This window comes from Bacillus cereus group sp. BceL062 (assembly GCF_051780025.1).
GTDB lineage: Bacteria > Bacillota > Bacilli > Bacillales > Bacillaceae_G > Bacillus_A > Bacillus_A toyonensis.
The window spans coordinates 131,474-149,172 of sequence record NZ_JBPWGY010000002.1 but is presented as its reverse complement, the minus strand read 5'-3'; the positions used below and the strand labels follow the sequence as shown (position 1 = coordinate 149,172).

Below are 17,699 nucleotides of genomic sequence, written 5' to 3'. Positions count from 1 at the left end.
TCATTTATCGTTATAAACTAGACATTGATTATAAATTTGTTTCCTCGTACTCTTCCACAGGCTTTTCATCATTTAAATAACTTACATATTGGCGATGCAAATCTTTGACCGCACTGACGATAGCATTTTGCGCTTTTCCTTGATAATGATCTGTAATATCTTGCACAATTTCTTCAATACCATCTCGTAAACTATGTCCTCTTAAAATTTGGGCGACGAAGCCTCTCCCGTGCTCTGTTGCAAGTGTACATGACGCTTCAATAATGACATGATATTTATGATCTGCTTCAATTGTAATTGTTAACGTTTCGTACATACTGCGAACCGCCATCCCTTTTGGAAGCCTCGAATGTCCAGCCATGAAAAAAGTTCCTTTGCGCATATTTCACCCTCCGTTACTATGTTAAAAGCCAGAAAAGCATCGTATACAGCTGCATTGAATTTTATTTACTCCCCTTATCCTTCTAGCTCGTACTCCTGCTAAAGAAGCTCAAGTGGAAAGAAGCTACTCTCTTCATTTTCAAATATAAATCCGGGCTTACAGCGAGGCTACTCACTGCCATCCGATACTAAATTAATCATAATGTAAATAAACTGAATATTCAATATTAATTTGATGAGAAAGTTCCAAATCCCCACAACATATACTGTTCAAAAGAAAAAAGGAAGTGGTCTCATGTATTACGGAACAAAAGGCTGGTACGTAGCTGAACTTAAAAAATTAGGTGTCCGCTATCATGAAGGACGAAAACTAGAAAGTTACCGCGGACACGTATTGCGCAATTTATTAATCGCACAACAAGAGAAAACGAAAGAAGAGGAATCTAACATCGATTGATTCTCGAAATATATTAGCGGTTCAACATAGTATATCGACTTATCGACAAATCATCTCCCCATTCCACCAACCAATTACACATTCATACAAACCAAAAAGGCCACCCTAACGGGTGACCTTTTTTCTTATTCACAAACCAGAATTTGTCTAGAAAATGATCCTTTTCTTGTGATACAGCGGTCTGTAATTTCAAATCCCGCTTCATGAATCATGTCGTCCATTGTTTCCATCGTGACAACGACTACTTTTTTTGCGATACGGCGCGCACTTGAAAGAATCGAGAGTTGATCTTCTGGTGTTGCGTGCGTAAATAGGTCGTATGGCATATCGATAATTGCGACGTCGTAGTTCTCAGTAATTTCTTCAATTGGGCCTTTTGTTACTGTTCCTTCAAACCCGAAATGTGCGATGTTTTTTCTCGTTCCAAGAACTACAAGTGGATTTATATCTCTACCAACGATGTTAATCCCCATAGAAAGTGCTTCTACTACTACTGTTCCAATGCCACAGCACGGGTCAATTGCTCGTACTCCATCTGGGTTTGGTACAGCGATATTTGCGACAGCTCTAGCAACACGTGTGCTCAGTGATGTCGAATAGCTATGCGGTTTTTTTATGTGATGATACCAAACTGGATTACTTTCTACATAGTGCCCGAAGTACCAACGTCCTCCAAGAGGAACAATCCCGAATACGCGCTCTGGATTACGAACGTCTGCTTCTCCTTCAATATGCATACCGAGGTCTCGTTCAATAAGGCGTCTTTCCCCATATTCAATTTTATTTTCTTTACCAAGATCATTGATTTTAACGAAGATAACTTTGAATGTCGCTCCCGCTAAATCAATTTGTTCCACTTGTTCTAAAATGCTTTCTAAGTCGTCCCCTTCATACATAACCTCAACGCGCTCTTTAATAAACGGACTTCTACTCGGAGCAATCTTGACTTCACTTTTCAAAATATTAACGTGAGACTCCATCCCAAAGAACGAGCGCATTTCCAAGTAACATAAAGCACGCTCCTCTTCGCGAAACGCATACGTATATATACATGCAGGTGTTTTACTATGATTACTCAATCTATTATCATCCTTTATCGTTTAAAATTGTTATGATTACAATTACTCGAATATTTTTGTATATAAAATTAAATGATATCATATGCCGGAAATAAAGAGAAACCTTTCTAAATCCTTTCGCAAATAAAAGAGACTGCCTATTGACAATCTCTTTATGTTTATTAACAGAAAGAAGATACATTCTGAGCTTGTTCTTCCTAGTAATCTAGCATACCACCATAAATTGCTTCTCCTAATGTATCATTTGAAATTGTCCTTAACATATACATTCCCTTCCTCCAAAGGAAGCTTTTTCTGATCAACCCGTTTCGCTTTTCCCGTTTCAAGATCGGTTTGGAAAGTTGAAAAATACCACATTCCTTCTCCATTATCATAATTCCCAATAAGAAACTTCCCTTTATCTAAAGCTTTAAAACAAGTTCCTGTAATACCAAAATCATCTTCATCAATTTTCACTTCGAGCACTTTCCCTTTATGAATGTAAAAAGCTTTCACTGTTGAAAAATTAGAAGACTCACGTTGCAGTGCTATGAAAAAATCTGGTGTACCTTTACTTACAAATCCATTTTTTCTAGACGTATTAAATACAAACTCTCCAATTTTCGCCTCTTGCAAATATAATGTCGCGCTTGTAGATTGTAAGGCAAGCTGATATTCACCTTTATATATTTGATCCCCTTCTTGTGCACCAACCCAAGGTTCTTTTTGCGTTTCATGTTGTTCATTATTCGAAAAAACATGCAAAGTATACGCTTCTCCCTCAGTAGAATTCATTAAAACAGTGTAGCGACTTTGCACTTGTGGATTTATTTGTGAACCTTGTATTTTTCTACTCTCTTTTTTATTCCCCTGGGTATCCTCTACCTTCGTCACTACTTTTTCATCTGAACCTTCTTGAGCACATCCACTTAACATTAAACTTACAACGATACTCCCCATCAATAATTTTTTCATCTTGCCCCCCTAAATGAAAAGCTGATTAAAAATAATATTTTTAATCAGCCCACTTTATTTTCTATGAAATTAGTCTTCAATTAAATTAGACATTACATACGCATATACTAATGATTCTGTATGTGCAATGGAACTCTCATGCGTACGTTCAAAAGCGTGAGAAGAATCAATACCGGCTCCAATTAATGCATGTTTCACATCAAATCCAGCGCGAATCGCAGCTGATGCGTCAGATCCGTAGTACGGGTAAATATCTACTTTATATTCAATATTGTTCGCTTTCGCAAGTTCAACTAAATGTTTACGTAATGCATAATGGTATGGACCACTAGAATCTTTTGCGCAAATAGATACTGTATATTCATCAGATGTTTGTCCATCACCTAACGCTCCCATATCAACTGCTAAATATTCTACAGTTTCTTCTGGAATGTTAGAGTTTCCACCGTATCCAATCTCTTCATTATTAGAAATTAAGAAATGCGTCGTATATGGTAATGTTACATTTTCATCTTGCAATCTTTTAATTAATTTTAATAGAATTGCTACGCTTACTTTATCATCTAAATGACGTGATTTTATGTATCCGCTCTCTGTAATTTGAACGCGTGGATCAAATGAAACGAAGTCTCCTACTTCAATTCCTAATTCGCGTACTTCATTCGCAGAAGAAACACGCTCATCAATACGCACTTCAATGTTTTGCTCATCACGTTTCGCTTCGCCTGCATTTTTATATACGTGTACAGATGTTTGATGCATTAAAATCGTTCCTGTATACGCCTTACCGCTTGACGTTTCAATTTCGCAATATTCCCCTTCTACAGAGTTCCAGCGAAATCCGCCAATCATAGATAAACGAAGACGACCGTCAGATTTAATTTCTTTTACCATCGCACCTAACGTATCAACATGAGCAGTTAATAAACGATGTTGATCATCATTTTTCCCTTTTACCGTTAAAATAAGAGCGCCTTTATTATTACGCTTCGTCTCTACGTTCCACTCACTCACATAGTTTTCAATGAAATTAATAATTTTCGCCGTATTTCCAGATGGACTCGGAATAGAGACAAGCTCCTTAATGAGTTCCATCGTTTCTTTCGTATGATGTGCCATTGTCGTTTCCTCCTCATTTTCTCTATTATTCAGTATACAAAATTTGCTATGAAACCTCTACTTATATAGTCTAATTTTCTAAATTATAGTAAAATTCTCTTTAGTATGTAAAAAGGAGCTACAAAATATGAATATATCAAAAAAATATATACACATTGCACTCATTTGGTTTTTAGCATCATTACTTTGTTTACAAGTTTCTTATGCCGTTCATACTACTACTTCTATTACAATCGGCTGGGGATTAACGGCTATCTTCTTCATTATTAGCTTCATTGCAGCAAAAAAGCATAGCGTTAGTGAGTAACGCTATGCTTTTCCTATAAAACTATTCTTCTGAAACATCTAATAAATAAATCCCTCTTTCAAATCCACCGTGCTCTTCTTTTTTTTTCTTACGAAGGCGTTCTACGTCTTCAATTGTTGCTCCTTCTGCACGCGCTAATGACATAATTACTTCCAGTGCATCCGCAAGAGAATCTAACGCATGTTCACGCTCTTTCATAGAAGCAAATTCACGAACTTCTTCCGTTCCAATTTTCGCTAAAGCTTGTATGTATGCTTGGCCTGTTAATTTTTGTGCTGTATATGTTTTTCCAGACATTAATATTTTCTCTGGAACACGGTCTCTTACTAACTTGTTATAAGTTGACATCATTCATCCTCCTATGTTCAATAACACCCGAGCTCTGCTTTATAGAAAAACCACTCTTTTTTCACACACGCACTTAACATATCAATTCCTGATCCGTGCGCCCTTACATGCGGAAAGAAATAGTGCTCTGATTTTTCTTCTTCATTACCATATAAAGTTTGGTACTCATCTGGAATCGCTTCTTTTTTCACATCTTTTTCTTTCGTCACCCCGCCAGAAAACGCAACACTTGGATGCCCTTCAAAAAATAATGCAGTTCGTACAGCCATAGATGGTGTACTGTGCAAAGCATAATATACAAACAAAATTATACCGGTAATACCTATAATTTTTTTCATGTATGACTCCTAAAAAAAGTGCTAACACAATTATACTAAAATGTGTTAGCACTTTCTCCCTTTTATCCCGAATTAATGGGCTAATAATCAGTAGGAAGTGAGCAAAATCCCTCACTAATTAAAGTTTTACTTTATTCCCCTTTAAATGCTGGTAGACGTTTTTCTAAAAACGCAGCAATGCCTTCTTTATGGTCAGCTGTTTGTCTCATCGCATATTGACCGCGTTTTTCAAGCTGTAGCGTCTGTTCTAAATTAGAGCGATTGACTTCACATAAAATTTGCTTCGTTTGAATCATCGCCTTAACCGGTTTTTGTAACCATTCATTAATTTTTTGTTTCACAGCTGTTTGGAAGTCCTCGCCGATTACTTCATCAATTAAGCCGATATCTAACGCTTCTGTTGCTGATAATTTCTTGCCTTCCCAAATAATTTGCTTCGTCATATTTTCACCGACGCGCTTTTGTAGGAAGAAATGACCGCCACCATCTGGAATTAAAGCGATTCCAATAAAGTTCATCGCAATAACTGACGATATATCTGCCATCACATAATCAGCAGTTAATGCAATACTTAATCCAAGACCAGCAGTTGGTCCATGAATTGCACTAATCACAAGCTTCGGCATCGTATATAAAGTTACAACGACTTCAGAAATGGTATTCATAATACCGTCAAACTTGCTTTCATCATTACTTGAAAGCATCGATTTAATATCCCCACCCGCAGAAAAACCACGGCCGTTCCCGCATAGCACAACAATATGCGCAGAACTCTCCGCTACTTCTTTCAACTTTTGTAATAGCTCTTTTAACGTTGGCTCATCTAATGCATTTAACACTTCTGGGCGATTGACCATCACCGTTGCTACGCTTCCTTCATATTTCACAACCACAGATTCTGTTTTACTCGTTACTTCCATCATATACCCCTCTTTTCTACATAAAGATTATACTTATATAATTATAGAAAACAGGTAAAAAATCCTTCTTTTTTCTTAATTTTCTGTCTAATAATCTCGCAATTTGTATATATCCTGTATAAAACATACCATTTCGTTAAAAAATATAGCAATCAAAGTCGTTTTATCCATACCTTTCATCTATCTATCATTACAATGAAATAATGTCTTCTTGCATGTACTGCTTAAAAACAAATATTGAAATTCATTCGCCTTACTATAAAGTGAAGGCTTTTACGGTCCGCAGGGCTTCCACCTAACTCCTTTGCTCCAGCTGAATTTTAAGGTGAGAGTTTTACTGCGCGGTAAATAGCCCGATAAAAAGGTATTTATCCCCTCACTCGGGTGCTGAAATAAAAGAATGAAGAAATGGAGGAACATATGGTTAATAAGTTGAAACAGACGGATAACTACTTCCCACATTTCCTACTGCTATTCATTGTGTTTCAACCAATTTTAGATTTACTAACATCTTTTTCAATCTATGTATTACACATGAGCGCAACAGTCGGAATCGTAGTCCGTTTCGCCTTTATGCTTCTTGCATCAGGGTATCTACTTCTTCATCATAAACAACAAGGTGCGAAAAAATACATTCTCTACTTATGCTTACTTGGAACTGTACTCACAATCGGCCTTGTTAATAATTTAATGGTCAAATCTCCAGTTTCTTTCGGAGAAGAAGTGAAATTCATTTTAAAAAGTGCATATCCAATGGTACTACTGTTTGGGTATATTATCGCTCTTAAAGAGTTAAAAAATAACGAATATGCGTTTCATAAAATCATTATCTATTTCTTATATGCAACGTTAATTTTGAGTATCTCAATTATTGTGGCAATGTTGACTAGTACAGATTTCCCAAGTTATCCGAACTCAAAGATCGGTTCAAGGGGATGGTTCTTTGCTGGAAATGAGTTAAGTTCCATTTTCGCCATTACGTTCCCCATCGTTGTCTTGTACTCAATTCATAAAACAACTTCTTTCTCGAAAATCTATTACTGGATTCCAACTGTACTTGCGATGTATGCAAGCATTATGATTGGAACGAAAGTAGGCTATGGTGCCATTGTTATTACACTTGGTATCGCTCTTTTTTTCTTATTCATTGAATATATTATTCATCGTAAAAAAGAAGGAAAAGGATTCACATATCTTGTAAATACAATTGTTGTTGCTATCGTATTAGGAGGTATACTCATACTTACACCATATACTCCTATCGCCAAAAACATGAGCATCCATTTACAAATATATAAATATAAAAATCCAGTACAAGAAGGAGAGGTAACGAAAGAAGAACGTGAGCAGGGTGAACTAACAGACTCTGAAATGAAGAGTTTAATTTACAGTGATCGTGACAAGTTTTTAAACGTATACAAACAATACTATAAAGACGCACCACTATCTCAAAAACTATTTGGAATGGGCTACGCTGGTAACTATACAACTACACCTAAATTAGTCGAAATGGATTTCTACGACCTATTCTTTGCGTTCGGCATTGTTGGATTCCTTATGTATTTGCTGCCGCTTCTTTATTTCGGTATTAAAATATTCATTCACATCATCACTAACTTCAAGAAACTATTAAATGTAAAACATATGCTACTAGCTAACACACTCGTCTTATCGCTCGGCATCGGCTTTATGTCTGGTCACGTATTAACAGCACCAGCCGTAAGTATTTTCTTCGTTGTTATACTTGCTTATATGATTGTTGATTTGGGAATTGAATAACAAAAAGAAGGTACTCTGAAAAGTCCGTTATACTGGATTTTCGAGCACCTTCTTTTTATTTCATTCGTATTTTACATACTCTAAATTTTCTTTTGCGATATTTTTATTATACCGTCTAAACACCTAAAAAATTCAATTTCTCTTTCTGTTCATCGTTCGCCATTACTACAATTGTTTTTTCAATACTTGGATGTACTTGTTCAAGCGTTACACTCGCTCCAGCTTTATTTGACTGCTCAACAAAATTTAATAATGCCATCGCTCCTGACACATCCATATAGCGCACATCTTTCATACGTAAAACAATCGGTGACTTCACATCTTGTAAAGTAGTAAAAATACGATCTACTGATAGGAAAGAGAGCGGTCCTTGAATCGTATACGTTGCTTCTCTTTCTTTTACAATCGAAGTTTTACGTTCTTTACATTTCACAATGTATAGGATGAAGGAAAGAATAATCCCGAATGCAACAGCGATCATTAAATCAAACTTTACTGTGACAATCATCGTTACGAGCATAACAATAACATCACCTTTTGGCGCTACATGCATTTTCTTCATGCTTTCCCAATCGAACATTCCAATACCCGTTAAAATTAAAATACCTGATAATACAGCAAGTGGAATGTATTGTACGACTGAACCGAGTCCCATAATGAAAATAAACAATATAACACTATGCATACTTGCCGAAAGCGCCGTTTTACCGCCACTTCTTATATTAACGATAGATCGTACAGTCGCCCCTGCACCTGCTAATCCGCCGAACAATCCGCTCACCATATTACCAATACCTTGTCCGACAAGTTCTTTATTACTTTTATGACGTGTACCTGTCACATTATCCATTACGACTGACGTTAATAAAGAGTCAATCGAACCTAATAAAGCAATACTAAGCGCTGGTAAAATAAGTTCTGCTAATCCTGTTCCACTTAAAGATGGAATATGAAGCGTAGGCATCGCTTCTGGAATCGTTCCAATCTTTTCAATTACTTTATTTAGTGAAAGATTTCCGATAATCGGTACCTTCACTGTAAGCCCTTCTAACAATGAAGAAAATAAAGGCAACAACGCAGTCACACCGACTAACGCAACTAAACTAGATGGAATGGCCTTAATCCATTTTCCAGAAACAATCATTACAATGATCGTTAATACTACGAGCAGAAAACTATTTTGCACGTGTTTTATTTCACCTAAAATAATAATCAGTGCAATACCGTTCATAAATCCTGAAACGACAGGATACGGAATATATCGAACGTAAGAGCCTAGCTTACATACCCCGAATAAAATTTGAAAAAGTCCCGCCATCATAAATGCTATAAAACTCGCCTCTAACCCGTGCGTCGCAATAACCCCTGTTGCGATAACCGTAATCGGTCCAGTTGGCCCAGTAACCTGCCCAGGTGTACCACCAAATAACGCTGCGAATAAACCTGCAAAAATTGCACCGTACAATCCGACCAGTGCTCCTTCAGACGTTCCCGTTGCCGCAATACCAAACGCAATGGCAAGTGGCAACGCAACAATCGCAACCGTAAATCCTGCTAAACATTCCTTTGCAATTTTTTGAAACATAAAATAACCACCTTCGTATAAAGTGAAACTTTAATCAGTGGGGGTTTTGTTCATCCCCCACTGATTATTAGCCCACACCAATCGGGCGTTTACGGGCAGCAGGGCTTCCACCTAACTTCCTCGCATTCGCCGAAATTTGAGGTGGGAGTCTTACTGCCCGTTAATGCGGGATAAAGTCCACGTTCCATTGTACACCTAAAAAGATTTATTCGTTAGCGTACTTTTTACAGTCTCGTGAAGTAAACGTATTCAATGAAAAGTTTCCCCCTTACCTTTGGAAACAATTGCAACTATGCTATAATGAACAAATTAAATCTTTTACTATATACTTGGAGGCACTATGCTAACTTTTGAAGAAAAATTATCGATCATCGAATCTTTCCCTGAATTAGAAAGAAAGAACGTATCATTAAAACGCGTAAACTTTCACTTTGAAGAAAGTCGTTTAGATAAAAAGAACGTTGTATATCATTTACACCCAAATGGAAACGGATTTGTATATGCAAGCGGTATTAAAGGTTACAAAACGGACGATAAAGGTATGATTAACATCCGTGAATTTTCAGCGGAAGAATTACGTTCAGTAATTGAGCAATCAATTGAACTATTATCACAAGAAGAAGTAGTAATCCCTGCAGAACCTGCGAAAGAAGAAGAATGGCATAACGAAGATGGTCATATTCTTACTCTTATATCAGAGGATGACATGTGGAACGTTTACGCTGGCGTAAACTTAGACGGTACATTCAACTCTTATCCAGAAGCAGCGGAATACCTTGATGAAGAAGGTTTTTCACGTAAATAATAAAAATGCCTTTCCAAATTGGAAAGGCATTTTTATTATTTTTTCGTACCTTTTAACGACTCTCTCAACACAAATTTCTGCAGTTTCCCACTCGCATTACGAGGAAGTTCATCCACAAATAAATAATGACGTGGGCGTTTATAATCTGCTAATTCATCACTTTCTTTACAATACTTTTCTAAATCAGCTTCTGTGATCGCTTCATCTTTCTTTACAATAACGGCTACAACACGTTCTCCCCATAATTCATCAGGTTCACCAAGCACTGCAACATCTAATATACCAGGGTGACTATGGAGGTAATCTTCAATTTCACGAGGATAAATATTTACACCACCGCTAATTACCATATCATCCACGCGATCTGCAACGAATAAATAGCCGTCTTTATCAAAGTAACCTAAGTCACCTGAATGATACCATCCTTTATACAGCGATTTTGTGTTTGCTTCTTCACGATTATGATAGCCAGCCATCATAGTCGGACCGCGCAAAATAATTTCTCCCACTTCATAAGGAGGTAATACATCATCTGGCTCTGCAGGTGCATCTTCGTTCGGCTTTACAATACGAATTTCATGGCTAAAACATGGCGTCCCTGCTGAACCAGCTTTCGTAATTTGATCCTCTTCCACGAGAAACGCAACAACTGGCCCCATTTCTGTCATTCCGTATATTTGGACGAGATCAATATAAAGACGTTCTTTACATTCCTTCACTAAAGCTGGTGCCATTGCTGCTCCGCCATATATACCAATTTTCATCGAAGTTAAATCATATTGGGATAAATCTTTTTGCAGCAACATATTCCACATCGTCGGTGCTGCAAAGAACGTTGTAATCTTCTCTTCTTGAATCGTATGTAATACTGTTTCAGTATCAAAGTGATGCAAAATAACATTCTTTCCGCCAACTTGAATGCGCGGTATAATCCCAGCATTCAACTCACCACAATGATATAAAGGTGCTACTACAAGCCCGACACTATCCCTGTTATATTTTAAGAAATACGTACAAATCATACTATGCTCAGTCATTTCACGATGACGATGCAATACGCCTTTCGGATGCCCTGTCGTACCGCTCGTATAAAGCATAGAGCAATAATCCCTTTCATCAATTTCGATATCTACTTTCTCAGAAGATGCTGCATTTACTTTTTCATGGTAGGAGCTTGCATAGGAAGGTTTATCGTCTTCTACATACCAAAAGGATGTATTTGGAAAATCTCTTTCAATCATAGCAACAGTTGACTCAACTGCTTTTTCAAAGACAACTACTTTCGAGGATGCGTCCTGAAGAATATAAGATACTTCTTTCGCTTTTAAGCGGAAATTAATTGGATTAAAGATTGCACCAATTTTCGCACAAGCTAAGTAAACGTTTACAAATTCACGACAGTTATATAAGTAAACAGATACACAATCTCCCTTTCTTACTCCCTCTTCTAATAGAGCGTGCGCCGTTTTATTTATTTGTTCATCCCACTGTTTATACGTCCAGCGAATATTTTTTTCTGGTTCCACTAACGCCTCTTTATTCGGATACTTACCAACAGATAAATCAAAAATTCTCCCTATCGTCATGTACATGCCAACAATTTCCCCCTTTTCTCTTTCATAAATCTATCATTTCGTCTATAAGTAGACATTGTCCTCTATAAAACTGACTAATTTTTCTGATTATTATCGACATAGTTTTACAAATGAAGGTATGTTTTGATTCACTTCTCAGTAAATAAAATTATATCGGCGGTTTTTTGAATATATCGACCGCAACTCAATATATATCAGCGATTTTTCGAATATATCGACTTACCGACAAAAATTGACAAAATAAAACGAAACTTTAATCGGGTTTTTACAGGCAGCCTTCCCCCCGCAAATAGCCGGATAAAAAAGAGACTGTTCCAAATCGGAACAGTCCTCTTATGCTTACACAAACAGCTCTTCTAAAATTTTCAGTTTATCTTCTGTATATTTTACAAAGCCATCGTTATATGATTTTGGATCTTTCGGATTCGCGAAATGCGTAATTGCGCCCGTCTTCGGATGAACAAACTTACTTGAAGCACCACAGCCAAGCCCGATAATCGATTGTACTTCTTCCATTATGACAATGTTGTAAATACTTTCTTGCGTAGGCATTGCATAACCAACGTTCTCTAAGTTACCTAAAATATTCTTTTGACGATATAGGTAATATGGTACGTAATTATGCTTTTGCGTCCACTCTTCTGCTTCGTGCATCATCGCTGTAATTTCTTCACGACCTGCTACTTTATATTTACGTTTGTTTTGTGTCATTTCAGAAGCACGTTTAAATGATAACGTATGAACTGTTAATGATTCTGGCATTAACTTTTCTGTTTCATCTAACGTATGCTTGAAGATATCTAACCCTTCACCAGGAAGACCAATAATTAAGTCCATATTAATATTGTTCATTCCCATTTCACGAGCTAAATGATACTTCTCAATTGTTTCTTTTACAGTATGATGACGGCCAATTGCTTTTAGTGTTTCTTGATGGTATGACTGCGGATTAATACTAATGCGGTCAATATTCCATTTATTTAACACTTCTAGTTTCGCTGGCGTGATTGTATCTGGACGACCTGCCTCAACTGTTACTTCACGCACATTTTTCACATCTGGGAACGCTTCATACATTTCTTCATACAGCATATCCATCTCTTCTGCTGTAATACTTGTTGGTGTACCGCCGCCGTAATAAATTGTCGTAACTGTCACACCTTTTTCTTTTAAAAACTTACCAATTTCACGAACTTCATAATGTAGACCACCTAAGAACGAATCAACAGATCCTTGGCGTCCGTTAATTGCGTAAGCTGGGAATGTACAGTATGCACATTTCGTCGGACAGAATGGAATACCGATATAAATACTTACTTCCTCTTTCAAACGGTATAAATCCGGAACAACTGCTAATTGACAATCAACAATACGCTGAAGAAGTTCAATTTTCTCTTCATGAATTAAATAGCTTTCACGAAGTTCTTGATGTGCTTCTTCTTTTGACATACCACTTTGAAGCATTTTATGAAGAAGTTTCGTCGGACGTACTCCCGTTAAAATACCCCAGCTTTGTTCAAGACCTGTTAACTGCTGAAGAACAGAAAGATATACATAAGAAACAACATGTTTCACTTGCTTCATACGCTCTTTTTCATCTGTAAAAGCAGATAAATCTTTCGCGAATGTTTCTTCATACACATTTCCAGTAGCAACATCTGTTAAGCGAGCTGATGCTTTCACATTCTCTTCAATGTGTATATCAACGATAAGATTTGCTTCCTCTTGTTCAAATCCAATCGTACTATCTTCAAAAAATAAGCCGCCAATATTTTGTAGCGGACGTAAAAAACGATCATCTTGTAACGTTTTAATTGAAATTAACAACATTATCACCTTTTCATTTGCAAACTCTCTTTAGTTTACTTGAAGGGCGTTTGCAGGTCAATACAGAAGGTTTTACCTTATTCCTTCTATTAATAACTTAAAGGCATAAGAGATAACATTTCTCCTATGCCTTTTATACATCTATTAACTATTTTTAGTCATAAATCTTAAACGTATTCCTAATAACACAAGAACAAAACCAACGAATGGGAGATAGTTCATATCATGTCCTGTGGCTGGAAGTTGTTGATTATTAGAAGAACCTTCCCCTTTTTCGGGTAAGTTAGGCTTCTCTGTTCCTCCACCTGGTGTTTCCGTTCCTTCACCTGGTGTTTCTGTTCCTCCACCTGGTGTCTCTGTTCCTCCACCTGGTGTTTCTGTTCCTCCACCTGGTGTTTCTGTTCCTCCACCTGGTGTTTCTGTTCCTCCACCTGGTGTTTCTGTTCCTCCACCTGGTGTTTCTGTTCCTCCACCTGGCTCTTTTTGATTTGTAATTTGAAGTTTTATAACTTCAATTTTTTGATTAGAAATCGTAAACTTAATTTCCTTATTAGATAAAGTGTATCCTTCTGGAGCCTGTACTTCTTTTAAAATGTAATCTCCTGGTTCAAGTTTCTTGGAAGTTGCTTTACCATTTTTATCTGTTGTTAATTTGTCTATTTTCGTTCCGTCTTTCAAAATTTCAAAAACTGCGCCTGCTAATATTTTATTTGTATCATTCGCATCTACCTTTGTAATTTCTACTTGACCTGTTATTTTTTCTTTCACTTTTTCATTCAATACTTCTTGTTTTACTAATTCATTTGCTACGATGTTTACTTCTACTGTCACTTCCAGCGCTTTATAACCTTCTGGCGCTTTCGTTTCCTCTAACGTGTATTTTCCTGGCACTACGTTTTCGAATTTCACAACACCATCTTTATCTGTTGTTTTCGCCTCTCCAACTACTTGACCAGATTCATTCTTTAATTTAAATTCTGCGCCCGCTAGAACTTTTCCACTCTCTGCATCCTTTTTGATTACTTGTAAGCTTCCTAGTTCTTTCGCATTTTCTACTTGTACTTGTACTACTTTATTTGCTTCCACAACGACTTCAATTTCTTCTTTTAACAACTTATACCCTTGTGGTGCTTTCGTTTCTTTCAATATGTATTTTCCTGGTTCTAATTTTTGAGAGATTACTTTACCTGTTTTATCTGTTCGTAATGTCTCTACTTTTTTACCGTCTTTATACACTTCGAATTCTGCGTCTGATAATAGTTTCTCTTTATCATTTGCATCTACTTTCACGATTTCGAATTGACCTGTTATTTTTTCGTTCGTCACTTCTTGTTTTACTACTTCATTCGCTACGATGTTTACTTCTACTGTCACTTCTAGCGCTTTATAACCTTCTGGCGCTTTTGTTTCTTCTAACGTATATTCCCCCGGCACTAGTCCGTCTACTTTTACAGTTCCAGACTCATCTGTTGTAATTTCTTCTTTTACAACATTTCCTTTCACATCTTTCAATGTAAATTGTGCGCCTGCTAAACGTTTCGTTTGATCTTTATCATCCATTTTAATAATTTGTAGAGAACCTAAGATTTTTTCGTTTTCTGCCTCTACTTTTACTACTTCTTTCTCGTTTTGAATTGTTACTTTCCATTCTTTATTAGAAAGTTTATAGCCCGTTGGTGCTTTCGTCTCTTTCACTGTGTATTCACCTAATGGTAATTTCGGTGACATCACTTTTCCACTCTCATCTGTTTTCAGTTCCGCTACCTTTTTACCATCTTTATACACTTCGAATTCTGCACCTGATAATACTTTCGTTTTATCATTCGCATCTACTTTCACAATTTCGAATTGACCTGTTACTTTTTCATTCGTAACTTCTTGTTTTACTACTTCATTCGCTACAACATTTACTTCTACTGTCACTTCTAGCGCTTTGTAACCTTCTGGCGCTTTCGTTTCTTCTAACGTGTATTTTCCTGGCACTACGTTTTCGAATTTCACAACACCATCTTTATCTGTTGTTTTCGCCTCTCCAACTACTTGACCAGATTCATTCTTTAATTTAAATTCTGCGCCCGCTAGAACTTTTCCACTCTCTGCATCCTTTTTGATTATTTGTAAGCTTCCTAGTTCTTTCGCGTTTTCCACTTGTACTTGTACTACTTTATTTACTTCCACAACGACTTCAATTTCTTCTTTTAACAACTTATATCCTTGTGGTGCTTTCGTTTCTTTTAATGTGTACTTCCCTGGTTCTAATTTCTGAGAAATCACTTTACCTGTTTTATCTGTTCGTAACGTATCTACTTTCTTACCGTCTTTATACACTTCAAATTCTGCGTCTGATAATAGTTTCTCTTTATCATTTGCATCTACTTTCACGATTTCGAATTGACCTGTTACTTTTTCAGGGATTTTTTTATTCAACACATCTACAGTAATTACTTTATTAGCCTCTACATTTACAGGAACTGAACTAGATGATAGTTCATATCCTTTCGGGGCTTCTACCTCTTTTAATGTATATGTTCCAACTGGAAGTTGTTTTGATAAAGCTTCACCTTTACTGTCTGTAATAATTGTTTCGACAACTTTCCCATCTTTATCGATAACATCAAATTTTGCACCTGGTAGAAGTTGACCAGATTCATTATCTTTTTTCAACAATTTAAATTGGCCGTTTTCAACTTTTTTCGTATTCTTCATAACAAGTTCAATTACGTTTGTACTATCAATTGTTACTTTTACTGGTGTATCAACTTTTATATATCCTTCTGGTGCACTAATTTCTTTTACAAAATAATCACCAAGTGGTAAATCTTTTACTTCCGCAATACCCTTTTCGTTTGTTGTAACAGTAGCCACAACAGTATTATCTTTGTCTATAACATCAAATTTTGCGTCTTTTAAAACAATGTTTTCATCGTTTTCATCAACTTTTTTAATTTGTAAATTTCCTTTTTCAGCTGCTGGCTTATTCCACTTTGGCCAGTTAAATTTAAAGTTATGAACCTCAAAACCATCTCTTTGGTGTAATCCTCCAACATAGGCTTGTCCATTAATAGAACCACCTTTTGTTTCTACAACTGCGTTAGGTGCAAACACACTACCTACTACACCATAACCTTTAGTTGTTATCTTTGTAGCATTAGGAAATACCCAAATTACCTTACTAGCTAACTCAGTAAAAGATGAATTAGGGTCGTATGCTTGAGATGTATTAATTAAGTCTGTTGCCATCCCAGTATTTCTTGTATCATACAAAATTGCACCGCCACCAAAACTCACTTCTTCTGCATCTGAATAAATAACAATGAAGTCTTTATTCTCTACATTTGGAAGATAAACGTCTTTTACATCAAATGTTTTCTTTCCCGTTTGGCCTGAAGAGACATAAATATTAGGGTTGTTTACATCTTCACCGATTCCAAAGCTCATATTAAGTGTTGGCTTATCAGTGTGTAATTGGCCCGCATCCCCGATTACACCATCAACGTCTTTTCTAAATTCTTTAAACTTAGCATCAATCTCCGCTTGCTCTTTATAAGAGATACGGTCATATGACGTTTTCATTGCGCCATCTGGGTCACCGTCTTTTGTCATCGCCACTGTTCCATCTTGAATAATTACTTGTCCTGCTCCCGCTTTCTTAAATTGACCGCCTAGTAATAATGATGGATATCCTTCATCTACCCAAGTTGCTCCAGCTAAGTTATTTGCTCCAGTTGCAGCCGCTACGACTGTATAACTTGATGCGTTCATATTTTTCTGAACAGCCATCGCACCTTCAATATCCGCACTCGTTGCACTATGATCTCCAAAAATGATGGCGTTGTAATAAGATACATCACCTAAACCTTTTAATTCTGTTGTAGCTGCCTCTGCTTTAAATGGTAAATGGATTAAAAAATTCATACATATTAGTAATACAACTATTAAACTACTACTTAACTTTTTAATTTTTTGATTAAATGATTTCCTCAAGAAATTCATTCCCCCTTTTAAACTTCCTAAAATCATAAAAAGAAACACATTTCATATGTGCCAGATCTTACTCACATTAACTTAAAATAATCCATTTAAATAAAACAAAGAAACGCTACAACTAATTAATAAAATTACTACAATTCATTTTTGAAATAATACGTGAACTACACTATCATGCGGAAATGTTTTACATACGGGAGCTCAATAAAATTTATCTG

15 protein-coding genes are annotated in these 17,699 nt (G+C 36.4%); 4 read left to right on the top strand and 11 right to left on the bottom strand.

What is annotated here, in order from left to right:
• Nucleotides 1–28 precede the first annotated feature (28 nt).
• Nucleotides 29–382 (bottom strand): DUF3870 domain-containing protein, encoded by a 354-nt coding sequence (locus ACS2MN_RS05905; RefSeq protein WP_001225458.1) that lies wholly within the window; start codon nucleotides 380–382, stop codon nucleotides 29–31.
• Nucleotides 383–616: 234 nt separating this feature from the next.
• Here ACS2MN_RS05905 and ACS2MN_RS05900 point away from each other — a divergent pair, with 234 nt between their 5' ends.
• Nucleotides 617–838: a YflJ family protein gene (locus tag ACS2MN_RS05900; protein ID WP_179192255.1), complete on the top strand. Its 222-nt coding sequence runs from the start codon at nucleotides 617–619 to the stop codon at nucleotides 836–838.
• Nucleotides 839–963: 125 nt separating this feature from the next.
• On the opposite strand, the gene ACS2MN_RS05895 is transcribed toward ACS2MN_RS05900, so the two are convergent.
• The 3 genes from ACS2MN_RS05895 to ACS2MN_RS05885 form a co-directional block, all read right to left on the bottom strand.
• Nucleotides 964–1,917 carry a TRM11 family SAM-dependent methyltransferase gene (locus tag ACS2MN_RS05895; RefSeq protein WP_088056106.1) on the bottom strand — a complete coding sequence of 318 codons (954 nt, stop codon included), beginning with the start codon at nucleotides 1,915–1,917 and terminating at the stop codon, nucleotides 964–966.
• Between the two features lie 240 nt (nucleotides 1,918–2,157).
• Nucleotides 2,158–2,871: a hypothetical protein gene (locus ACS2MN_RS05890; protein WP_088056105.1), complete on the bottom strand. Its 714-nt coding sequence runs from the start codon at nucleotides 2,869–2,871 to the stop codon at nucleotides 2,158–2,160.
• A 69-nt stretch (nucleotides 2,872–2,940) separates the two neighbouring features.
• Nucleotides 2,941–3,990: a M42 family metallopeptidase gene (locus ACS2MN_RS05885; protein ID WP_000930092.1), complete on the bottom strand. Its 1,050-nt coding sequence runs from the start codon at nucleotides 3,988–3,990 to the stop codon at nucleotides 2,941–2,943.
• Between the two features lie 127 nt (nucleotides 3,991–4,117).
• Here ACS2MN_RS05885 and ACS2MN_RS05880 point away from each other — a divergent pair, with 127 nt between their 5' ends.
• The gene (locus tag ACS2MN_RS05880) at nucleotides 4,118–4,297 is read left to right on the top strand and encodes a hypothetical protein (RefSeq protein WP_001027088.1); all 180 of its coding nucleotides are present in this window, start codon (nucleotides 4,118–4,120) and stop codon (nucleotides 4,295–4,297) included.
• 21 nt (nucleotides 4,298–4,318) lie between these two features.
• On the opposite strand, the gene ACS2MN_RS05875 is transcribed toward ACS2MN_RS05880, so the two are convergent.
• The 3 genes from ACS2MN_RS05875 to ACS2MN_RS05865 form a co-directional block, all read right to left on the bottom strand.
• Nucleotides 4,319–4,645 carry a nucleoside triphosphate pyrophosphohydrolase gene (locus ACS2MN_RS05875; RefSeq protein ID WP_052943765.1) on the bottom strand — a complete coding sequence of 109 codons (327 nt, stop codon included), beginning with the start codon at nucleotides 4,643–4,645 and terminating at the stop codon, nucleotides 4,319–4,321.
• Between the two features lie 17 nt (nucleotides 4,646–4,662).
• On the bottom strand, nucleotides 4,663–4,983 hold the full coding sequence (locus tag ACS2MN_RS05870) for a hypothetical protein (RefSeq protein WP_000720136.1): 321 nt from the start codon (nucleotides 4,981–4,983) through the stop codon (nucleotides 4,663–4,665).
• Nucleotides 4,984–5,114: 131 nt separating this feature from the next.
• The gene (locus ACS2MN_RS05865; RefSeq protein WP_000454186.1) at nucleotides 5,115–5,903 is read right to left on the bottom strand and encodes an enoyl-CoA hydratase; all 789 of its coding nucleotides are present in this window, start codon (nucleotides 5,901–5,903) and stop codon (nucleotides 5,115–5,117) included.
• A gap of 420 nt (nucleotides 5,904–6,323) precedes the next feature.
• Between ACS2MN_RS05865 and ACS2MN_RS05860 the strand changes: the two genes are divergently transcribed.
• Nucleotides 6,324–7,682 (top strand): O-antigen ligase family protein, encoded by a 1,359-nt coding sequence (locus tag ACS2MN_RS05860; protein WP_052943766.1) that lies wholly within the window; start codon nucleotides 6,324–6,326, stop codon nucleotides 7,680–7,682.
• A gap of 115 nt (nucleotides 7,683–7,797) precedes the next feature.
• Here ACS2MN_RS05860 and ACS2MN_RS05855 read toward each other — a convergent pair whose 3' ends face one another.
• Complete coding sequence (locus tag ACS2MN_RS05855) at nucleotides 7,798–9,267, bottom strand: SulP family inorganic anion transporter (RefSeq protein WP_438894670.1); 1,470 nt, start codon at nucleotides 9,265–9,267, stop codon at nucleotides 7,798–7,800.
• Between the two features lie 340 nt (nucleotides 9,268–9,607).
• On the opposite strand from ACS2MN_RS05855, the gene ACS2MN_RS05850 reads away from it, so the two are divergent.
• Nucleotides 9,608–10,072 carry a hypothetical protein gene (locus ACS2MN_RS05850; protein WP_000955010.1) on the top strand — a complete coding sequence of 155 codons (465 nt, stop codon included), beginning with the start codon at nucleotides 9,608–9,610 and terminating at the stop codon, nucleotides 10,070–10,072.
• Between the two features lie 35 nt (nucleotides 10,073–10,107).
• Here the strand turns inward: ACS2MN_RS05850 and ACS2MN_RS05845 are convergent, their stop codons facing one another.
• The 3 genes from ACS2MN_RS05845 to ACS2MN_RS05835 all read right to left on the bottom strand — a co-directional run bounded on the left by ACS2MN_RS05845 (nucleotide 10,108) and on the right by ACS2MN_RS05835 (nucleotide 17,514).
• Nucleotides 10,108–11,664: a fatty acid--CoA ligase gene (locus ACS2MN_RS05845; RefSeq protein WP_346994053.1), complete on the bottom strand. Its 1,557-nt coding sequence runs from the start codon at nucleotides 11,662–11,664 to the stop codon at nucleotides 10,108–10,110.
• A 342-nt stretch (nucleotides 11,665–12,006) separates the two neighbouring features.
• Nucleotides 12,007–13,497: a coproporphyrinogen III oxidase gene (locus ACS2MN_RS05840; RefSeq protein ID WP_346994052.1), complete on the bottom strand. Its 1,491-nt coding sequence runs from the start codon at nucleotides 13,495–13,497 to the stop codon at nucleotides 12,007–12,009.
• Nucleotides 13,498–13,638: 141 nt separating this feature from the next.
• A complete protein-coding gene (locus ACS2MN_RS05835) occupies nucleotides 13,639–17,514 on the bottom strand; it encodes an MSCRAMM family protein (protein WP_438894669.1) in 3,876 nt (1,291 codons plus the stop codon).
• Between the last annotated feature and the right edge of the window lie 185 nt (nucleotides 17,515–17,699).

Excerpts from the sequence above, each read along its gene's own strand:
- ACS2MN_RS05905 (WP_001225458.1), bottom strand. The coding sequence starts at position 382 with ATGCGCAAAGGAACTTTTTTCATGGCTGGACATTCGAGGCTTCCAAAA.
- ACS2MN_RS05900 (WP_179192255.1), top strand. The coding sequence starts at position 617 with ATGAGAAAGTTCCAAATCCCCACAACATATACTGTTCAAAAGAAAAAA.
- ACS2MN_RS05890 (WP_088056105.1), bottom strand. The coding sequence starts at position 2,871 with ATGAAAAAATTATTGATGGGGAGTATCGTTGTAAGTTTAATGTTAAGT.
- ACS2MN_RS05885 (WP_000930092.1), bottom strand. The coding sequence starts at position 3,990 with ATGGCACATCATACGAAAGAAACGATGGAACTCATTAAGGAGCTTGTC.
- ACS2MN_RS05880 (WP_001027088.1), top strand. The coding sequence starts at position 4,118 with ATGAATATATCAAAAAAATATATACACATTGCACTCATTTGGTTTTTA.
- ACS2MN_RS05875 (WP_052943765.1), bottom strand. The coding sequence starts at position 4,645 with ATGTCAACTTATAACAAGTTAGTAAGAGACCGTGTTCCAGAGAAAATA.
- ACS2MN_RS05870 (WP_000720136.1), bottom strand. The coding sequence starts at position 4,983 with ATGAAAAAAATTATAGGTATTACCGGTATAATTTTGTTTGTATATTAT.
- ACS2MN_RS05865 (WP_000454186.1), bottom strand. The coding sequence starts at position 5,903 with ATGGAAGTAACGAGTAAAACAGAATCTGTGGTTGTGAAATATGAAGGA.
- ACS2MN_RS05860 (WP_052943766.1), top strand. The coding sequence starts at position 6,324 with ATGGTTAATAAGTTGAAACAGACGGATAACTACTTCCCACATTTCCTA.
- ACS2MN_RS05855 (WP_438894670.1), bottom strand. The coding sequence starts at position 9,267 with ATGTTTCAAAAAATTGCAAAGGAATGTTTAGCAGGATTTACGGTTGCG.
- ACS2MN_RS05850 (WP_000955010.1), top strand. The coding sequence starts at position 9,608 with ATGCTAACTTTTGAAGAAAAATTATCGATCATCGAATCTTTCCCTGAA.
- ACS2MN_RS05845 (WP_346994053.1), bottom strand. The coding sequence starts at position 11,664 with ATGTACATGACGATAGGGAGAATTTTTGATTTATCTGTTGGTAAGTAT.
- ACS2MN_RS05840 (WP_346994052.1), bottom strand. The coding sequence starts at position 13,497 with ATGTTGTTAATTTCAATTAAAACGTTACAAGATGATCGTTTTTTACGT.
- ACS2MN_RS05835 (WP_438894669.1), bottom strand. The coding sequence starts at position 17,514 with ATGATTTTAGGAAGTTTAAAAGGGGGAATGAATTTCTTGAGGAAATCA.